Genomic DNA, 18,544 nt, shown 5'->3' with positions numbered 1-18,544 from the left:
GTTGCTTGTACAATATGAGCAGCGAGTCCAACAGGAGATATTGAATGTTTGTCAGGACGCTTGGTTTCGTTGCCGCCACAGGGCTCATGACCGGCCTGTCGAACGGTGCCAATGCCTTGCCCGTCACGGTTCCGGACCTCATCGCCCATCGCGCCGTATACGATCTCGAACTCAAGGACGCGACGGATCGTTCCGGTATCGAGGGCATGACGGGCCGCATGGTCTATGAATTCACCGGCTCTGCCTGTCAGGGTTACAAGACGGATTTCCGTTTCGTGACACAGATCAACACCGGCGACGCGGTCCGCATGACCGACCAGCAGACGACGACCTTCGAGGACCTGGCGGCCAGGAAGTTCACCTTCGAGACCAAGTCCTACACCGACGACAAGCTGGACAAGGAAGTGCAGGGCGCTGCAATCGACAACAAAGAGGGTGTGAAGGTTGATCTGACCCGCCCGGACCCCCGTCAGATCGATCTCGTCGCCAGCGAATTTCCGACCGAGCACATGTTTCAGGTCATTGAAAACGCCAAGCAGGGAAAGCGCATCTTCGAATCCCGTATTTTCGACGGCTCGGATGACGGCGATGAAAGCCTGATCACTTCCACGCTGGTCGGCAAGGCGCAGATGCCGAAGGACGGCGATGCCGAGGCCGGCAAGGCGGGCGAATTCGGCAAAGCCGCGTTCTGGCCGGTGACGATCGCTTATTACAACGACAAGACCGGCACCGACGCCCTGCCGATCTACCGCATGTCGTTCAAGCTTTACGATAACGGAATCACCCGCGATCTGACGATGGATTACGGCGATTTCGTTCTGACCGGCAAGCTCGCGAAGCTTGATATCCTCAAGCCGGAAACCTGCGAAAACAAGCCGGTTCGCTAAAAGACGGACCGTTTGCGTGGTTTTTTCGCAGAAATGCTTGCTTTTTATCTGAGGCGACTGTATGCGCCTCACCATTCCACACGCGAAGCTTGGGATGTTCCGGGAGAAATCCGGTCCGTTCCGCCCGGTGGTGGCGATGTAAATCGGCGCTGTTCGCTTCGCGGGGGTTAAACCGGAAAAGGAGTAACTAGGCATGGCATTGCCCGATTTTTCTATGCGTCAGCTTCTGGAAGCTGGTGTTCACTTTGGTCACCAGACGCATCGCTGGAACCCGAAGATGAAGCCGTACATCTTCGGCGACCGTAACAACATCCACATCATCGATCTGGCTCAGACCGTTCCGATGCTGTCGCGCGCCCTTCAGGTCGTGTCCGACACCGTTGCTCGTGGCGGCCGCGTTCTGTTCGTCGGCACCAAGCGTCAGGCGTCTGAAATCATCGCCGACAGCGCAAAGCGTTCGGCCCAGTATTACGTCAACTCCCGCTGGCTCGGCGGCATGATGACCAACTGGAAGACGATCTCCAACTCGATCCAGCGTCTGCGCAAGGTTGACGAGATCCTGAACTCGGAAGGCACCGGCTATTCCAAGAAAGAGCGTCTGACCCTCGAGCGCGAACGCGAAAAGCTTGAAAAGGCTCTCGGCGGTATCCGCGATATGGGCGGCGTTCCGGACCTGATGTTCATCATCGACACCAACAAGGAAAAGATCGCGATCGAAGAAGCCAAGCGTCTTGGCATTCCGGTCGTTGCGATCATCGACTCCAACTGCGATCCGGATCACATCGACTATCCGATCCCGGGTAACGACGACGCATCGCGCGCGATCTCGCTCTATTGCGACCTGATCGCCCGCGCCGCCATCGACGGCATCCTGCGTCAGCAGGGTTCGTCCGGCCGCGACATCGGCGCTTCGGAAGAAGCTCCGATCGAGCCCGCGCTCGAAGACGAGGCTGGCGCCTGATATAGGCCCTGTCTGGCGGCGATTTCTTGTCGCCGTCTCCTCGACCAGGATATGACAAGGCCGTCAAAGACCTTAAATGGGTTGACGGCCTTGTTCGTTTCAAACCGCTCCGTCGGGGCTTCGGTGAAGTCTCTGGCGTTTTGATGCGGATGAAATCCGGTGGCAGCCTTCATAACGCTGTCACACTTGAGCGGCACCCATCGTTTCGATGTATGGAGACGCCGCAGCACTTGGGAATGCGCATGCCCCTTTCCGAAATCGTCCCGGTTTCAAAGGGTGTGCGGCCGGGTACACTCATCACCCAGAACTTCGGCACGGCGAATTCAGCCGGCTGACCGATCGAACCGATAAGAGGCAAACAATGACCGAAATCACAGCCGCAATGGTGAAGGAACTGCGCGAGAAATCCGGCGCAGGCATGATGGACTGCAAGAAGGCTCTTGCTGAAACCAATGGCGACATGGAAGCGGCGATCGACTGGCTGCGCGCCAAGGGCATCGCAAAGGCCGACAAGAAGTCTGGCCGTACGGCTGCCGAAGGTCTGATCGGCGTCGCCACCATGGGTCACAAGGCTGTTGTTGTCGAACTCAACTCCGAAACCGACTTCGTTGCTCGCAACGACGCGTTCCAGGATCTCATTCGCGGCATTGCCCAGGTAGCGCTCTCCACCGACGGCACCGTTGAAGCCGTCAGCGCCGCCACCTATCCGGCAACCGGCAAGTCCGTTTCCGACAGCATCAAGGACGCGATCGCCACCATCGGCGAGAACATGACGCTGCGCCGTTCGGCAGCACTCGAAGTCGAGCACGGCGTTGTCGCGACCTACATCCACAATGCTGCCGGCGAAGGCATCGGCAAGCTTGGCGTTCTCGTTGCCCTGAAGTCGGTTGGCGACAAGGCCGTTCTGAGCTCCATCGGCCGCCAGGTCGCCATGCACATCGCTGCAACCAACCCGCTCGCCATCCGCGCCGAGGAAGTTGACGCAGCCGTGGCCGAGCGCGAACGCAACGTCTTCATCGAGCAGGCCCGTGAATCCGGCAAGCCGGAAGCCATCATCGAAAAGATGGTTGATGGCCGCATGCGCAAGTTCTTCGAAGAAGTCGCTCTTCTGTCGCAGGCTTTCGTCATCAACCCCGACATCACTGTCGGCGCTGCCGTCAAGGAAGCTGAAAAGGAAGCCGGTGCTGCCATCGAAGTGACGGGCATGGTTCGCCTGCTGCTCGGCGAAGGCGTCGAAAAGGAAGAAAGCGATTTCGCAGCAGAAGTCGCCGCAGTCGCCAAGGGCTGATTATATTTACCCAATCTTGGGAAAACGGGAGGGCATCGCGTGACAACGCGGTGCCCTTCGTGTATCCGCGTTTCGGTTACATTTCCGAGGAGTCATGATGTCTTCCAAGCCGATCTACAAACGTGTTCTTCTCAAGGCTTCCGGTGAAGCCCTTATGGGCGATCAGGGTTTCGGTATCGATGTGGCGGTTGCAGACCGTATCGCCTCCGATATTGCTGAGGCGAGGGCGATGGGCGTTGAAGTCGGCGTTGTCGTCGGCGGTGGCAATATTTTCCGCGGCGTTGCCGTGGCGTCCAAGGGCGGTGATCGCGTTACCGGCGACCATATGGGCATGCTGGCCACCGTCATCAACGCGCTGGCGCTCGCAACCTCCCTGCGCAAGCTCAGCATTGACACCGTCGTTCTGTCCGCAATCGCGATGCCGGAAATCTGTGAGAGCTTCTCGCAGCGTGCAGCGCTCCACCATCTGGCGCAGGGCCGTGTGGTGATTTTTGCCGGCGGCACGGGCAACCCCTTCTTCACAACCGATTCCGCTGCAGCGCTGCGCGCCGCGGAAATGGGCGCGGAAGCAATCTTCAAGGGCACCCAGGTGGACGGCATCTATTCCGCCGATCCGAAAAAGGACCCGACAGCCACCCGTTTCGACGAGTTGACCCACAGCGAAGTGCTCGGCAAGGGACTGGCGGTCATGGATATTGCAGCTGTCGCGCTTGCCCGCGAGAATCACATCCCGATCATTGTTTTCTCGATCCACGAGAAGGGCGGTTTCGCGCAGATATTGACCGGCGGCGGCCGCAAGACCATCGTGCACGACAAATAATCAAAAAACGATGTCGCCCCTGTGGCGTATTCCGGCCGCCACGGCCGATAGAGATGGAGTATCAAGATGAGTGGTATTGACCTCAACGATATCAAGCGCCGCATGGATGGTGCCATCAATGCATTCAAAAGCGATATCGCATCGCTGCGCACCGGCCGCGCTTCGGCCAACATTCTCGATCCGGTGACCATCGAGGCCTATGGCTCGCGCGTTCCGCTAAACCAGGTCGCAAACATCACGGTTCCGGAGCCGCGCATGCTCGGCGTCAACATCTGGGACAAGTCGATGGTGAACGCCGTCGACCGTGCCATCCGCGAATCCAATCTCGGCCTCAACCCGATCGTTGATGGTCAGAACCTGCGTATCCCGCTGCCAGAACTCAACGAGGAGCGCCGCAAATCGCTCGTCAAGGTAGCTCATGACTACGCCGAGAAGTCCAAGGTGGCGATTCGTCACGTGCGTCGCGATGGCATGGATGGTCTGAAAAAAGCCGAAAAAGACGGTGATATCGGTCAGGACGAAAGCCGTGGACAGTCGGAAAAAGTGCAGAAAATCACCGACGACACGATTTCGGAAATTGAGCGCTTGCTTGGCGAGAAGGAAAAGGAAATCATGCAGGTCTAGTATCGCTTGCGATAGACCTGTATTTTATTCGTTTTAATTCCGCGCTGCCTGTTACTGGATCGATATGCCGACGACGACACGTTCCTCAATACCCGAGCACGTCGCCATCATCATGGATGGAAATGGGCGATGGGCAAAACAGCGCGGTCTTCCGCGCGTGATGGGGCATCGCCGCGGGGTCGAGGCTGTGCGCGAAACGGTGCGTGCGGCCGGCGACTGCGGTGTCCGCTATCTCACACTTTTCGCGTTCTCGTCGGAAAACTGGCGCAGGCCCGAATCCGAGGTCAGCGACCTGATGGGGCTCTTGAAGGCTTTCATTAGGCGCGACCTTGCGGAACTGCACCGCGAAAACGTGCGTGTGCGCATCATCGGCGATAGGCAGGGGCTGAAAAACGATATCCGCAGTCTTCTCGAAGAAGCGGAGCATATGACGGCTGACAACACCAGGCTGACGCTGGTGATTGCCTTCAATTACGGCAGCCGCGACGAGATTGCCCGCGCGACAATGGCTATTGCCCGCGATGTCGCCGAAGGCCGGCTGGATGCAGAATCGATCACGCCGGAGATTATTTCGGCCAGACTCGATACATCAGGCATACCGGATCCTGATCTGATCATCCGCACCAGCGGCGAGGAACGGCTGTCGAACTTCCTGCTCTGGCAGGCTGCCTATTCCGAGTTCCTGTTCGTCCCCGAATATTGGCCCGACTTCGACCGGCAGCGGTTTTTTTCCGCAATCGAGCAATATGCAACGCGTGATCGCCGTTTTGGCGCTCTGGCCGAGCAGGTTGCCGTGGCAGGCGCCTGATGAGCCGTGAACTCAGACTGCGGATCATATCCGCAATCGTCATGGCGGCGGTCATTTTGGCTGCGACCTGGTATGGCGGCATTCTGTTCCGCATCGTGGCCGGTCTGCTGGCGATCCTCATCTATTATGAATGGGCGACAATCACCCGCATGTCGGAAACCAATTCCACCGGCAATGCCTGGGGCTGGTTTGCGGTTGCCGTCATCGCTGGCAACACGATTTTCGGCGAACCTTCGCTCGATCTGCCTCTACTCTCCGGCTTCACGCTGACGGCGGCACTTTTTCCCGTGTTGCGTGGCAGAAACTGGTGGCTGGTGGGCGGCATCGTTTATGCGGGTCTGAGCGGCATATCGCTGGCCGCCATTCGCGGCGATGAGCTGACCGGTTTCGTCGCCATCCTGTTCATTTTCGCTGTCGTCTGGTCAACGGATATTCTCGCTTATTTCGTCGGGCGCGCCATCGGCGGGCCAAAGCTTGCGCCGTCGATTTCACCGGGCAAGACTTGGTCAGGCGCAATCGGCGGAGCGGTGGCCGCATTGATCGGCGGCGGCGCGGTGTCTCTTGCCTATCACGGCAGGATCAGCCTGCTGCTGCTTGGGCTCGCTCTCATTCTTTCGGTGTTCAGCCAGATAGGCGATCTCTTCGAATCCTTCGTGAAACGGCGTTTTCAGGTCAAGGATTCGAGCCATCTCATTCCCGGCCATGGCGGCTTCATGGACCGGGTTGACGGTCTTGTTTTCGCCTGCTTTACGGTATTCCTCATTGCTTTCGTGCATGCGGCGGCAACCGGCGACGTGCCCGGATCGGGCGGCGGCCTGTTGCCGGGCTTTTAAGCGGCACGCAAGGTCATGAAATAAAGGGCAGATTGTCATGAACACAGTAATGGCGGCGACCGGTTTTCTGACCGGCTATATCGTGCCCTTCGTCCTCGTACTTTCTCTGCTCGTTTTCGTCCATGAAATGGGCCACTACCTTGTCGGCCGCTGGAGCGGCATTCGCTCCACGGCCTTTTCCATCGGTTTCGGCCCGGAGCTGATCGGCTTTACCGACAGGCACGGCACGCGCTGGAAGATTTCCGCCATACCGCTCGGCGGCTATGTAAAATTCTTCGGCGACGAGGATGCGTCCAGCAAGCCGGATAGTTCCGGCCTGTCGCATATGTCGCTTGAGGAGAGGGCGCAGACGCTTTCCGGCGCTAAGCTGTGGAAAAGGGCGGCGACGGTTGCCGCCGGACCTATTGCCAATTTCATTCTCGCCATTCTCATCTTCGCGGTCCTGTTCGGTGTCTATGGCCGTATGATCGCTGATCCGGTCGTGGCGGAAGTGCGTGAAAACAGCGCGGCTGCGGCCGCCGGCGTGCACCCCGGTGACCGCCTCGTTGCGATCGACGGTGAAAAGGTCAAGACGTTCGAGGACGTACGCCGTTATGTCGGCATCCGTCCGGGCACGCCGATCACTGTGACCGTCGAAAGGGCAGGCGAGGAGCTGAAGCTGCCGATGGTTCCGACCCGCACCGAAACCACGGACCAGTTCGGCAACAAGCTGGAAATGGGCATCATCGGCATTGTCACCGACCAGAACAGCGGCAATTTCCGCCACATCGAGTATTCGCCGTCTGAGGCGCTGCTTGAGGGCGTGCGTGAAACGGGCCACGTCATCACCGGTACTTTCAACTACATCGGTAACCTCGTGACCGGGCGTATGAACGCCGATCAACTGGGCGGTCCCGTCCGCGTAGCACAGGCTTCGGGCCAGATGGCGACGCTCGGTATTTCGGCCGTCATCCAGCTTGCAGCGGTTCTTTCCGTATCGATCGGTCTTTTGAACCTGATGCCTGTGCCGGTTCTGGACGGCGGACATCTGGTGTTTTATGCAATCGAGGCCATCCGCGGCAGACCGCTTGGTGCCGGTGCGCAGGAGGTTGCGTTCCGTATCGGCATGGCAATGATTTTGGGTCTTATGGTTTTTGCAACATGGAATGATATCAGCAGCTTGATTGGCTGAGGATAGTGTTTTAACGGTTTTGTTAGTCGATTGTTTACCCTGTTCTTATCCCGAAGTGGCGAATGCGCCACTCTGGATCACGAAGTAAACAGAATTTAACGTTCTGACTTGCTTGTAGGGGAAAAGCAGGTAAAACGACGCACATGGCCGGAGTCGGGTTCCGCCCGCTGAGGGACAACGTAAAAAGGTAAGAATTGAAATGAAGGCTGGTTCAAGATTTTTGAACGCGGTGTCGGCGGTTGCGCTGTCTGCTGGTGTTTCTTCGGTTGCGGGCCTCGGCGTGCTTGCCTCTGCTGGTGTTGCGAATGCAGCCGTCATCAGCAAGATTGATGTTCGTGGCGCTGAGAGATCCGGTGCGGACTCCGTACGCTCCAACATCACCATTGCGCCGGGTAAGAACTTTTCCAATTCGGACATCGATGAATCGGTGAAGCGTCTTTACGCCACCGGTTACTTCTCGAATGTCTCCATGCGCGTTTCCGGCAGCACGCTGGTTGTAACGGTCAACGAAAACCAGCTCGTCAATCAGGTGGTTTTCAACGGTAACCGCAAGATCAAGGACGACAAGCTCGCTGGCATCGTGCAGACCCAGCCGCTCGGCCCGTTCAATCAGGCAATCGTTACTGCCGATATCGCGCGCATCAAGGAAGCCTATTCCGCGATCGGCCGCAGCGACGTCGAAATCACCACCCAGACCGTTTCCGTTGGTCAGGGCCGTGTGAACATCGCTTTCGTCATTAACGAAGGCGAGCGCACGAAGATCGGCCGCATCGATTTTGTCGGCAATAATTCCTATAGCGACGGTCGTCTGGCCGCTGTCATCAATACCAAGAAGTCCAACATGCTGTCGTTCCTGACACGCAAGGACGTCTATAACGAGGACAAGCTGCGCGCCGACGAAGAGGCGCTGCGCCAGTTCTACTACAACCGTGGTTATGCCGACTTCCGGGTCGTGTCGTCCGACGCGGTGCTTGATGAGTCCAAGAACGAATACACCATCTCCATCACGGTCGACGAAGGCAAGAAGTACGACTTCGGCAACGTCGCAGTCGAATCGACTGTTCCGGGTATTGACGGCTCCGAGCTTCAGGGTCTCGTGGAAACCCGCCAAGGCGCTAGCTACAGCGCCAAGGAAGTCCAGCAGAGCATGGAAGCGATTTCCAAGCGCGTTGCCGGTGAGGGGTATCCTTTCGCCCGTGTAACGCCGCGCGGCGACCGCGATATGTCCGGTAACACCATCGGTGTGACCTACATCGTCGATCAGGGCGAGCGCGCCTATGTCGAGCGTATCGAAATCCGTGGCAACACGCGTACGCGTGACTACGTCATTCGCCGCGAGTTCGATATTTCCGAAGGCGATGCTTTCAACCAGACGGTCATCACGGCTGCCAAGCGCCGTCTTGAAGCGCTCGGTTATTTCTCGAAGGTCAATGTCTCGACTGCCGGCGGCAGCGCGCCTGATCGCGTCGTCATCGTTGTCGACGTGGAAGATCAGTCGACAGGTTCGTTCGGTATCGGTGCGGGTTACTCGCAGAACGACGGTGTGCTGCTTGAAGCATCGATCGAAGAGAAGAACTTCCTCGGTCGTGGCCAGTACATTCGTCTCGCCGCCGGTGCGGGTGAAGACGATGCACGCAGCTACACGCTGTCCTTCACCGAGCCGTATTTCCTTGGTTACCGTCTGGCCGCAGGTTTCGACCTGTTCAAGAGCCAGAGCCGTAGCGAAGACTATTACGATTACGACGAGCAGGGCTTCGCACTGCGCGTGACGGCGCCGATCACCGAGAACCTCTCGACGACGTTCAAGTACACCTACAAGCAGCTCAACTACGACGGTGAGGGCGATTGGGAAACCGGCAGCAATCTTGCCGAGCCCTATAAGGCTCTGATCCGTGGCGGTGACTGGACACAGTCCATCATCTCCAACACGCTGAACTACAATACGCTCGACGACCGCAACATGCCGCGCGAAGGCTGGCAGGCTGCCTTGACGAACGAATTTGCAGGCCTCGGCGGCGATTCCGAATATTACAAGATCTACGCCAAGGCGCGCTTCTACTACACGCTTTCGGACGAGTACGACGTTATCGGCTCGCTCACCGGTCAGGCGGGTCACGTCGTTCCGACGGGCGACAATCTGCTGGTGTTCGATCAGTTCAAGTTCGGTGGTCGTCAGGTTCGCGGCTTCAAGAATGATGGTATTGGCCCGCGTATCGGTTCCGACTCCATCGGCGGCACGACCTACTTCGCGGCTTCTGCTGAAGTCACGGCTCCGATGCCAGGTGTTCCGGAAGATTTCGGCCTCCGTCTCGCCGGTTTCGTCGATGCCGGTACGCTGTACGGCAACAAGGTTGCCAACAGCGCAGGCGTGAAGGATGACAACTCCATCCGCGCATCCGCCGGTATCGGCGTGATGTGGGCATCGCCCTTCGGCCCGATCCGCGTCGACTATGCGGTTCCGATCGCCAAGGAAGACTACGACGAGGAACAGCGTTTCCGGTTTGGCATGTCCAACACTTTCTGATATCGGCAGTCCAGAACTGCAACTTTGAACGTTCTGGAGTGTCCGGCTAATGGAATACAACGCGTTTTTTCCGCCCCACGAGGGACTGCGATTGAAAGACATCGCAGACCGTTTTGGGGCGGAACTGTCTGATGAGGCGGCGGGAGAACGGATCATCAGGTCCGTTGCGCCGGTCTACCGGGCAAAACCCGACCAGCTCTGCTATATTCTTTCTCGCAAAAACCGCGATGAGTTGCCGACCTGTGAGGCTGGCGCTGTCATTTGTGACGCCGCACTTGCGGATATGCTGCCGTCTCACATCCCGGCGCTGATATCGAAAAACCCGCACACGCTTTTTGCGCAGGTAGGTGCCTTGTTGCATCCCGCCGCGATGCGTCCCGGTACGATTGTGGTGATGGAAGCTGAAGTTTCCCATACCGCGCATGTCGATCCGTCTGCAAAGCTGGAAGCTGGCGTGATTGTCGAGCCGCTCGCCGTGATTGGCGCTGGTGCCCATATCGGCGCCGGTACGCGGATCGGGCCTGGTGTCATCATCGGCGCGGATGTTCAGGTGGGGCGTGATTGCACGATTGCCGGCGGCGCGAGCATTCTTGCCGCTCTCATCGGCAACAATGTGATTATTCACAACGGAGCGCGCATCGGTCAGGACGGGTTCGGTTATGCGCCCGGTCCGCGCGGCATGCTGAAGATCGTTCAGATCGGCCGGGTTATCATTCAGGATAATGTTGAGATCGGCGCTAATACGACGATCGACCGTGGCACGATGGACGATACGGTCATCGGCGAAGGTACCAAGATCGACAATCAGGTTCAGATCGGCCACAACGTCCGCATCGGCCGCCATTGCGGCATCGTCAGCAAGGTCGGCATTGCGGGCAGCACCCGCATCGGCGATGGTGTGATGATCGGCGGCGCGGCGGGTATCAACGGCCATATCACTATTGGTGACGGTGTGCAGATTGCGGCGATGAGCGGTGTTGTCGCCGACGTTCCGGCCGGCGCCCGTTATGGTGGGACGCCAGCGCGTCCGATGAAGTATTTCCTGCGCGACATGGCCGATATTCTGGCGCGCGCTGAAGGGCGTGATAAAAAAACAGGAGAAAAAAACGATGGCTGAAGAAACCAAGACGACGCTCGGCGCGGCTGACATTCTGGAAGTCATGAAGCTTTTGCCGCATCGTTACCCGTTCTTGCTCATCGACAAGATCATCGAGATCGATGGTAATAATTCGGCGATTGGCATCAAGAACGTGACGGTCAACGAACCGCATTTCACCGGTCATTTCCCGGATCGCCCGATCATGCCGGGCGTTTTGATCGTTGAGGCCATGGCCCAGACGGCAGGTGCGATCTGCGCCCGCAGCCAGGGTGAGGGCGGTTATCTCGTCTATTTCATGACAATCGACAACGCGCGCTTCCGCAGACCCGTCGTTCCCGGCGATCGTCTGGAAATTCACGTGGTCAAGCAGCGCCAGCGGGGCAATGTCTTCAAATTTCATTGCGAGGCCAAGGTCGAAGGCGCGCTGGTGGCGGAAGCTGACGTCGGTGCGATGATGATCCCCGAGGACCAGCAATGAGCACTATCGCGGCTTCGGCAAAAATTCACCCGACCGCCGTTGTCGAAGACGGCGCGGTTATCGGTGAAAATGTCGTCATCGGTGCCCTGAGCTATGTCGGCGCGAAAGTTACTCTGCAAGACGAGGTCACGCTGCACAATCATGCCGTCGTCTCCGGTCTCACCGTCATTGGCCGTGGTTCGGTCATCCATCCAATGGCCGTTATTGGCGGTACACCGCAGGCAATTCGCCACGATGGCTCGGAAACGACGCTCGAGATCGGTGCGCGCTGCATCATGCGCGAAGGCGTAACAATGAATGCGGGCAGCTCCGACGGCAGCGGCAAGACGATTGTCGGCGATGACAACCTGTTCCTCGCCAATTCGCACGTGGCGCATGATTGTCGCCTCGGCAGCCATATCATCCTGTCGAACAATGTGATGCTGGCTGGACATGTCACCATTGAGGACCGCGCTATCCTGGGCGGCGGCTGTGCCGTGCACCAGTTCACCCGAATCGGTCGTCAGGCCTTTATCGGCGGGTTGTCGGCGGTCAATTATGACGTCATTCCCTATGGCATGCTGAACGGTAATCCCGGCATTCTCGGCGGGCTGAATGTCGTTGGCATGACGCGTTCCGGTATAGACCGCGCGGATATTCACAAGGTCAGGCGCGTCTTCAAGCAGATATTCGAAGGCGAAGGCGCCATCCGCAGCAATGCGGCTGCGATTGACCGCGCAGAATATCTCGATTGCCCCCAGGTCATCGAAATCCTCGATTTCATCGGTGCGGACAGCGACCGCGCGCTTTCCTCGCCAAACCGGGGCAAGTGAGTCGTGACAGGCGGCGGGCGTCTCGCCATCGTGGCCGGCAGCGGCCAGCTGCCGCTGCATGTCGCGGCGGCTGCGCGCGAGATGGGGGAGAACCCCTTCATTGTACAGCTGCGCGATGATTCCCAGTTTGACTGGAGCGGTTTCGACAATGCGGTGATTAGCGTCGGCGATGTCGCCGGGCTTGGTCGCCTGCTGCGCGAAAACCAGGTGGACCGCGTCGTGCTTTCCGGCGCCGTGGCGCGGCGCCCTGAATGGCGGGAAATCCGCCCCACGATCGGCATATTGCTGAAACTGCCATCCATCGTCCGCACCCTGCTGTCGAGCGGCGATGACGCCGTTTTGCAGATGGTCATCAAGGTCATCGGCACGCTTGGGGCAAAAGTCATTGGCGCCCACGAGATCGCACCCGGTCTGCTTGCTACGACCGGCCCTTTCGGTGCGCATAAACCTGCTGAAGACGATCTGCGCGACATACGCAAGGCCGCGCAGGCCGCACTGGCACTCGGCACGCTTGATGTCGGGCAGGGTGCAGTCGCCGTTGGCGGCCGTATCGTTGCACTGGAGGGCGTCGAGGGCACAGACGCGATGCTGGCGCGTGTCGCGGCATTACGCGCTGAGGGCCGCATCTCGACCCGTCGCAAGGGTGTTCTGGTGAAGCTCTGCAAGCCGCAACAGGATATCCGCGCTGACCTGCCGACTATCGGCGTGGAAACGGTGGAGAACGCGCATAAGGCCGGGCTGGCGGGGATCGCCGTTGAAGCCGGGCGCGCGCTGGTACTTGATCGCGATGAGATGTTGAAGGCGGCAGATCAGGCCGGCATATTCGTCTGCGGTATCGATACGTCACTCGGTGAAGACATGATGGGCGGAGACATGGTGGGATGGCGGCAACGTTGAAGGTGGCGGTTATAGCTGGCGAGGTATCGGGCGATCTTCTGGGTGCCGATCTCATCCGGTCCCTGAAAGGCCATTACTCGGGTTCTGTCGAGTTAATGGGCGTCGGCGGTGAGGCTCTGGAGGCGCAGGGGCTGGTTTCGCTGTTCGATTATTCCGAACTCTCCATCATGGGCTTCACGCAGGTTCTGAAGAAGCTGCCGAAGCTGATTTCGCGGATCAACCAGACCGCGCAGGCAATCATTGTCGCCAAGCCGGATATTCTGCTGATCATCGACAGCCCGGATTTCACCCATCGTGTTGCGAAAAAAGTCCGCAAACAATTGCCGCATCTGCCGGTCGTCAATTATGTCTGCCCCAGCGTATGGGCATGGAAGGAATATCGTGCCACTGCGATGTTGTCCTATGTCGATCACGTTCTGGCCCTGCTTCCATTCGAGCCGGAGGCGATGCGGCGTCTCGGCGGCCCGCCGACAACCTTTGTCGGCCATCGCCTCAGCGTCGATCAAGACGTGCTCTCCGTGCGGCAGAGGCGGGCTGAGCGGCCCCTGCCTGCCAACGGCGAACCGAAAACCATTCTGCTCCTGCCGGGGTCACGTTCCACCGAAACGACCCGGTTGATGGAGCCGTTTCAGGAAGCGGCAAAAGCATATGTCGAGCGCAACGGCCCGACGAAGTTTCTGCTGCCGACAGTGCCGCGCCAGGAAAACCGCATCCGCGAACTGGCGGCAACATGGCCTCAGGATATCAGGCCTGAAATCGGCATCGATCCCGCCTTCAAGTGGAATGCATTTGCGCGCGCCGATGCGGCGATTGCCGCGTCCGGCACCGTTATTCTCGAGCTCGCGCTCGTCGGCGTACCAACCATATCGGTCTACAAGACCGACTGGATTTTCACGATGCTGAGCAAGCGGGTGAAAACCTGGACAGGTGCGCTTCCGAACCTGATTGCCGACTATGTCGTGGTGCCGGAATATTTCAACGAGGTGGTACGGGCAGGGTCGATGTTGCGCTGGGCCGAACGGCTCTCATCCGACACCACCGAACGGCGGGCGATGCTGGAAGGCTATGCTCTTGTGCAGGAGCGTTTGCACACCGAAGTGCCTCCTGGCGAAACCGGCGCCCTTATCCTTCTCGATGTGCTGAACAGCCGCAAGCAGCAAGGCTGAACCGGCAGCGATCCTGTCTGCTTCCTGGGGTTGGCAGGGCAGGTTTCGCTATTCTTATCGATGATCATATCCAACAAAAAAGCCGGCGGATAAAACCCGCCGGCTTTTTTGTTGGTTGGTTTCCCGGCTTAACGCTTGGAAACCGGAACGTAGTCACGCTTGCCGGCGCCCGTGTAGAGCTGGCGCGGACGGCCGATGCGCTGCTGCGGATCCTCGATCATTTCGTTCCACTGCGCGATCCAGCCGACGGTGCGGGCCAGTGCGAACAGCACGGTAAACATGGTCGTGGGGAAGCCAAGCGCCTTCAGCGTGATACCCGAATAGAAGTCGACGTTCGGGTATAGCTTCTTCTCGACGAAATAAGGATCGGAAAGAGCGATCTTTTCGAGTTCGAGCGCGACCTGCATGATCGGATCGTCGGAGTTGCCGGTGGCTTCCAGCACTTCGTACATCGTCTTCTGCATGATCTTGGCGCGCGGGTCGTAGTTCTTGTACACGCGGTGGCCAAAGCCCATCAGGCGGAACGGATCGTTCTTGTCCTTGGCGCGGGCAATATATTCCGGAATGCGGTCAACCGTGCCGATTTCGTTGAGCATGTTGAGCGCCGCTTCGTTGGCGCCGCCATGTGCCGGACCCCAGAGGCAGGCGATGCCCGCTGCAATACAGGCGAACGGGTTTGCACCCGACGAACCGGCAAGACGCACCGTGGAGGTGGAAGCGTTCTGTTCGTGATCCGCATGCAGGATGAAGATGCGGTCCATGGCGCGAGCCAGAACCGGATCGACCTTGTACTCTTCGCAAGGCACGGCAAAGCACATGTGCAGGAAGTTAGAAGCGTAATCGAGGTCGTTCTTCGGGTAAACGAAGGGCTGGCCGATATGGTACTTGTAGGCCATGGCGGCGATCGTCGGCATTTTCGCGATCATCCGCAGCGAAGCGACCATGCGCTGGTGCGGATCCGTAATGTCGGTCGAGTCGTGATAGAAGGCCGAGAGAGCGCCGACCGTGCCGCACATGACAGCCATAGGATGTGCGTCGCGACGGTAGCCGGTGAAGAAGCGGCTCATCTGCTCGTGCACCATGGTGTGGCGCGTGACGCGGGTGTCGAAGTCCTTCTTCTGCGCAGCTGTCGGCAATTCGCCGTAAAGCAGCAGATAGCAGGTTTCCAGGAAGTCGCCCTGTTCGGCAAGCTGCTCGATGGGGAAGCCGCGGTGCAGAAGAACACCTTCGTCACCATCGATATAGGTGATCTTGGATTCGCAGGAGGCTGTTGAGGTGAAGCCGGGGTCGTAGGTGAAGGAGCCCGTGTGCTTGTACAGCGTGGCGATATCGACGACGCTTGGTCCAATCGTGCCTTCCCTGACTGGGAGTTCGACCTGTTTTTCGCCAAGTGTCACTGTAGCGCTTTTTTCCGTCATACTGATCCTCCGAAAACATGCGGGTGGGGGCGTTGAGATACGCCCCGCGGTTAAGCGTCTACCGATTAGCTATATGATCCTTGCGCGGATGCCAAGCTATCCAAAGGTCAAATTGTGCATTGCGGCAAACGCAATCGCGTTGCTTCAGGCTTTCCCGGCAGCAGCAATTCAATCTCGGTCAACGCATCGTTAAAGTAAAGGATTGCAATCCCCAGCGCTGGTCTGCAAACCTGTTTTTGGTGCGGCAAGGGGCGGTGGGGATTGCTCGGTCAAGGGGAAAAACAGCATTTCGAATATGCTAAAACGATGCAGGGAGACTTGCCCGGCACGCGGGAAATTCTGTTTCCTCTCCGCCGAAGCAGTGATGCGGCAACATATGACACTCCCGCCATTATTCCGGAGATTAACCGCAACACTACCGTGGTCGAAAAAATCGCCACGTACCTGGCCGAGGAGCGCGCATTCGGCCACGATTTTCTTTTCATTCCAGTTTCCATCGGCTGCGGCGCGGTACTCTGGTTTTCTCTAGATGCCACGCCTTCCCCGGTCATTTTGATTGCCACATTTCTATTTGTCGCCGTTCTGGCGCTCTTTGTGAGATATAAAGCTGGCATTGTGGCGGCGGTTTGCGGCCCTTTCGCTTTTCTATTGCTCGGCATGCTCCTGGCCGATTTCGAAACCCGACGGGCAGGGACCGTGGTGCTGGATACCCCCGTCACCACCACCATCACCGGCACTGTGGCGCGCCGGGAGGTCGATGCACGCGGCTACTGGCGATATGTCGTCGATCTGACCGCAACAGCGGACCCGACATTGTCGCGTCCGCCGCAGAGGATATCGGTGCTTTCGCGTGGCGGAGGCGAGCCGATCGCACTCGGCGCCAACCTTCGCGGCAAGGTCCGCCTCTCGCCGCCGTCCGGCCCGGCCTTGCCGGGACTGAACGACTTCGCCTTCACGTCCTATTTCAGAGGCATAGGCGCGACCGCTTTCTTTTATAAATCACCGGATGCGCTTGTATCACCCGTTGGTGACGCAAGGCCTGACAAGGGTTGGCTGGAATGGGCCGATATGCGGCTTTACGGCCTTCGCAGCGCAATTGCCGAACGCATCCGCACCACCATCGGCGGTGATGCCGGAGCCTTCGCCGCCTCCATCATCACCGATGAGAGACAGGCTATATCGGCGGAGACGATGGAGGCGTTGCGGCTCTCCGGCCTTGCCCATATCGTTGCCATATCCGGGCTCAACATGGCACTGGCCTCCGGCATATTCTTTGTTGGCCTGAGACTGGCTTTCAGCCTGTTTCCCGCCTTTGCGCAGCGCTGGCCGGTCAAGAAGATCGCGGCTTTCGCGGCACTGCTGATGACGCTTGCCTATTATCTGATTTCCGGTTTTGCCGTTTCCGCCGAGCGTGCCTGGCTGATGATGTCTGTGATGCTGATCGCGGTCCTTTTCGATCAGCCATCACTCAGCCTCAGAAACGTTGCCATTTCCGCCCTGATCATTCTGGCTTTCTCGCCCTCGGAAATCATGGGTCCGAGTTTTCAGATGTCATTTGCGGCCACCATAGCGCTTGTGTCCGCCTATGCCTTCTGGAGCCGTTGGCGCACGGATCGCGAAAGGCTGTTCATCGGGCGCAAGCCCGCATGGCTGAAGGTGGCGGAAATGATGGGCGCGGTCATTGGCGGCGTTATCACGACGTCGCTGATCGGGGGCCTTTCTACGGCGATCTATTCGGCCGAACATTTTCACCGTGTCACCACCTATGGACTGTTCGCCAATCTGGCTGCAATGCCGCTCATGTCGCTGATCGTCATGCCATTCGCTCTTATCGCCATGCTGCTGATGCCCTTCGGGCTCGACGCGCCGTTCCTGAAGATCATGGGTTATGGCATGGCACTCGTCATCGAGGTTGCAAACGAGGTGGCCTCCTGGGGCGGCAGCGCAGCGACGGGGCGTCCGCATGGCTGGTTTATCGGTTTGGCTTCGGTGGGTTTCCTGCTGCTGACATTGCTGCGCAGCCGGCTTGCACTTCTTGGCATCCCGTTTCTGCTCTTGGCCTTCGGCGTGTCGGCAGTTACGGCCTATCGTGATCTGCCGGATCTATTGATTCACGAGGACGGCGAATTGGTGGCACTCGTGGAGGATGGCAAGGTCTCAACCACAAAAGCCCGTCCGCAGGGCTTCGTTTACGGCCAGTGGCAAAGGGCGCTGCTGCTGCCGGAAAAAACCGTGCCGCCGGGTTTTATAAATGGCGAGAGCACGGCAAATACTGCTGGTTCTGCCTCGAGATCGAAACTGTCGCCGGAAGACATGGCTGTGGTGGTGCGCGAGATGACGGCGGCGCTCAAAGACGCCAAAGCTGGCGTCTTCACCTGCAGGAAAGACATATGGTGCGTAGCGAGCGCCGCGAGCGGAGAGTGGATTGTCGTTCTGGAAGATGGCCGCTTCGCCGGAAAAGCCTGCGATATTGCCGATATCGTCGTTGTTTCCCGCAGAACCTCTTTTTCTCAGTGCCGCTCGGGTGCACTCCTGCTCAGCCGTGACATCTTGCGGCGTCTCGGTTCCGTGGAAATAGATTTTGCTGACAAGAGGGAGGAGGGTGTGGCGAGCGGGCTGCGCGCCGCAATCGCCGGAACGGACAGGCCCTGGAGCCAGCACCGTTATTACGACTGGAAAAGCGGACGTTTCGACCGTGATCTGCCGCAGCCCATCATCCGGCTGCTGGCGGCGTCGCAATGACTGCCGCCAGCATGGA

The 18,544-nt window shown here is 58.6% G+C and carries 16 protein-coding genes; 15 read left to right on the top strand and 1 reads right to left on the bottom strand.

Annotated elements, in window-relative coordinates; genetic code table 11:
* The first annotated feature begins 44 nt into the window (after positions 1-44).
* From ACQZ63_RS00415 to lpxB, 14 genes are all read left to right on the top strand, one after another.
* Entirely contained in the window at positions 45-887 is an 843-nt protein-coding gene (locus tag ACQZ63_RS00415) for a cell envelope integrity EipB family protein (protein WP_019565533.1), read from the top strand.
* Positions 888-1,080: 193 nt separating this feature from the next.
* Positions 1,081-1,848, top strand: coding sequence for a 30S ribosomal protein S2 (rpsB, locus tag ACQZ63_RS00410; protein ID WP_003512836.1), 768 nt, complete (start codon positions 1,081-1,083; stop codon positions 1,846-1,848).
* 361 nt (positions 1,849-2,209) lie between these two features.
* Positions 2,210-3,136, top strand: coding sequence for a translation elongation factor Ts (gene tsf / locus ACQZ63_RS00405; protein ID WP_003512838.1), 927 nt, complete (start codon positions 2,210-2,212; stop codon positions 3,134-3,136).
* A 97-nt stretch (positions 3,137-3,233) separates the two neighbouring features.
* A complete protein-coding gene (gene pyrH / locus ACQZ63_RS00400) occupies positions 3,234-3,956 on the top strand; it encodes a UMP kinase (RefSeq protein ID WP_003502561.1) in 723 nt (240 codons plus the stop codon).
* Between the two features lie 66 nt (positions 3,957-4,022).
* Entirely contained in the window at positions 4,023-4,580 is a 558-nt protein-coding gene (gene frr / locus ACQZ63_RS00395; RefSeq protein WP_003512840.1) for a ribosome recycling factor, read from the top strand.
* Positions 4,581-4,644: 64 nt separating this feature from the next.
* Positions 4,645-5,388, top strand: a complete 744-nt coding sequence (locus ACQZ63_RS00390; protein WP_003512842.1) for an isoprenyl transferase — start codon at positions 4,645-4,647, stop codon at positions 5,386-5,388.
* Positions 5,388-6,221, top strand: coding sequence for a phosphatidate cytidylyltransferase (locus ACQZ63_RS00385; protein ID WP_003512845.1), 834 nt, complete (start codon positions 5,388-5,390; stop codon positions 6,219-6,221). The genes ACQZ63_RS00390 and ACQZ63_RS00385 overlap by 1 nt, the downstream gene beginning before the upstream one ends.
* 49 nt (positions 6,222-6,270) lie before the next feature.
* Positions 6,271-7,392 (top strand): RIP metalloprotease RseP, encoded by a 1,122-nt coding sequence (gene rseP / locus ACQZ63_RS00380; protein WP_019565535.1) that lies wholly within the window; start codon positions 6,271-6,273, stop codon positions 7,390-7,392.
* A 199-nt stretch (positions 7,393-7,591) separates the two neighbouring features.
* On the top strand, positions 7,592-9,916 hold the full coding sequence (gene bamA / locus ACQZ63_RS00375; protein ID WP_111783101.1) for an outer membrane protein assembly factor BamA: 2,325 nt from the start codon (positions 7,592-7,594) through the stop codon (positions 9,914-9,916).
* Between the two features lie 49 nt (positions 9,917-9,965).
* Positions 9,966-11,033: a UDP-3-O-(3-hydroxymyristoyl)glucosamine N-acyltransferase gene (lpxD, locus tag ACQZ63_RS00370; RefSeq protein WP_003512851.1), complete on the top strand. Its 1,068-nt coding sequence runs from the start codon at positions 9,966-9,968 to the stop codon at positions 11,031-11,033.
* On the top strand, positions 11,026-11,493 hold the full coding sequence (fabZ, locus tag ACQZ63_RS00365) for a 3-hydroxyacyl-ACP dehydratase FabZ (protein ID WP_003512853.1): 468 nt from the start codon (positions 11,026-11,028) through the stop codon (positions 11,491-11,493). The genes lpxD and fabZ overlap by 8 nt, the downstream gene beginning before the upstream one ends.
* The gene (gene lpxA / locus ACQZ63_RS00360) at positions 11,490-12,305 is read left to right on the top strand and encodes an acyl-ACP--UDP-N-acetylglucosamine O-acyltransferase (protein WP_013636021.1); all 816 of its coding nucleotides are present in this window, start codon (positions 11,490-11,492) and stop codon (positions 12,303-12,305) included. Before fabZ ends, lpxA begins: the two co-directional genes overlap by 4 nt.
* A 3-nt stretch (positions 12,306-12,308) precedes the next feature.
* A complete protein-coding gene (locus ACQZ63_RS00355; RefSeq protein ID WP_162686637.1) occupies positions 12,309-13,202 on the top strand; it encodes an LpxI family protein in 894 nt (297 codons plus the stop codon).
* Complete coding sequence (gene lpxB / locus ACQZ63_RS00350; protein ID WP_111783100.1) at positions 13,187-14,368, top strand: lipid-A-disaccharide synthase; 1,182 nt, start codon at positions 13,187-13,189, stop codon at positions 14,366-14,368. Before ACQZ63_RS00355 ends, lpxB begins: the two co-directional genes overlap by 16 nt.
* A 128-nt stretch (positions 14,369-14,496) precedes the next feature.
* Here the strand turns inward: lpxB and gltA are convergent, their stop codons facing one another.
* Positions 14,497-15,786 (bottom strand): citrate synthase, encoded by a 1,290-nt coding sequence (gene gltA / locus ACQZ63_RS00345; protein WP_003496202.1) that lies wholly within the window; start codon positions 15,784-15,786, stop codon positions 14,497-14,499.
* Between the two features lie 306 nt (positions 15,787-16,092).
* Here gltA and ACQZ63_RS00340 point away from each other — a divergent pair, with 306 nt between their 5' ends.
* The gene (locus ACQZ63_RS00340; RefSeq protein ID WP_448799049.1) at positions 16,093-18,528 is read left to right on the top strand and encodes a ComEC/Rec2 family competence protein; all 2,436 of its coding nucleotides are present in this window, start codon (positions 16,093-16,095) and stop codon (positions 18,526-18,528) included.
* Positions 18,529-18,544: the final 16 nt, after the last annotated feature.

The sequence above is a fragment of the Agrobacterium sp. CG160-95 genome, from assembly GCF_053521725.1.
Note: the sequence above shows the minus strand (reverse complement) of the source record. Positions and strands in the feature narration are given on the sequence as shown.

What these genes read in the sequence shown, in the direction of transcription:
- ACQZ63_RS00415 (WP_019565533.1), top strand. Translation starts at nt 45, where the DNA reads ATGTTTGTCAGGACGCTTGGTTTCGTTGCCGCCACAGGGCTCATGACC.
- rpsB (WP_003512836.1), top strand. Translation starts at nt 1,081, where the DNA reads ATGGCATTGCCCGATTTTTCTATGCGTCAGCTTCTGGAAGCTGGTGTT.
- tsf (WP_003512838.1), top strand. Translation starts at nt 2,210, where the DNA reads ATGACCGAAATCACAGCCGCAATGGTGAAGGAACTGCGCGAGAAATCC.
- pyrH (WP_003502561.1), top strand. Translation starts at nt 3,234, where the DNA reads ATGTCTTCCAAGCCGATCTACAAACGTGTTCTTCTCAAGGCTTCCGGT.
- frr (WP_003512840.1), top strand. Translation starts at nt 4,023, where the DNA reads ATGAGTGGTATTGACCTCAACGATATCAAGCGCCGCATGGATGGTGCC.
- ACQZ63_RS00390 (WP_003512842.1), top strand. Translation starts at nt 4,645, where the DNA reads ATGCCGACGACGACACGTTCCTCAATACCCGAGCACGTCGCCATCATC.
- ACQZ63_RS00385 (WP_003512845.1), top strand. Translation starts at nt 5,388, where the DNA reads ATGAGCCGTGAACTCAGACTGCGGATCATATCCGCAATCGTCATGGCG.
- rseP (WP_019565535.1), top strand. Translation starts at nt 6,271, where the DNA reads ATGGCGGCGACCGGTTTTCTGACCGGCTATATCGTGCCCTTCGTCCTC.
- bamA (WP_111783101.1), top strand. Translation starts at nt 7,592, where the DNA reads ATGAAGGCTGGTTCAAGATTTTTGAACGCGGTGTCGGCGGTTGCGCTG.
- lpxD (WP_003512851.1), top strand. Translation starts at nt 9,966, where the DNA reads ATGGAATACAACGCGTTTTTTCCGCCCCACGAGGGACTGCGATTGAAA.
- fabZ (WP_003512853.1), top strand. Translation starts at nt 11,026, where the DNA reads ATGGCTGAAGAAACCAAGACGACGCTCGGCGCGGCTGACATTCTGGAA.
- lpxA (WP_013636021.1), top strand. Translation starts at nt 11,490, where the DNA reads ATGAGCACTATCGCGGCTTCGGCAAAAATTCACCCGACCGCCGTTGTC.
- lpxB (WP_111783100.1), top strand. Translation starts at nt 13,187, where the DNA reads ATGGCGGCAACGTTGAAGGTGGCGGTTATAGCTGGCGAGGTATCGGGC.
- gltA (WP_003496202.1), bottom strand. Translation starts at nt 15,786, where the DNA reads ATGACGGAAAAAAGCGCTACAGTGACACTTGGCGAAAAACAGGTCGAA.
- ACQZ63_RS00340 (WP_448799049.1), top strand. Translation starts at nt 16,093, where the DNA reads ATGCAGGGAGACTTGCCCGGCACGCGGGAAATTCTGTTTCCTCTCCGC.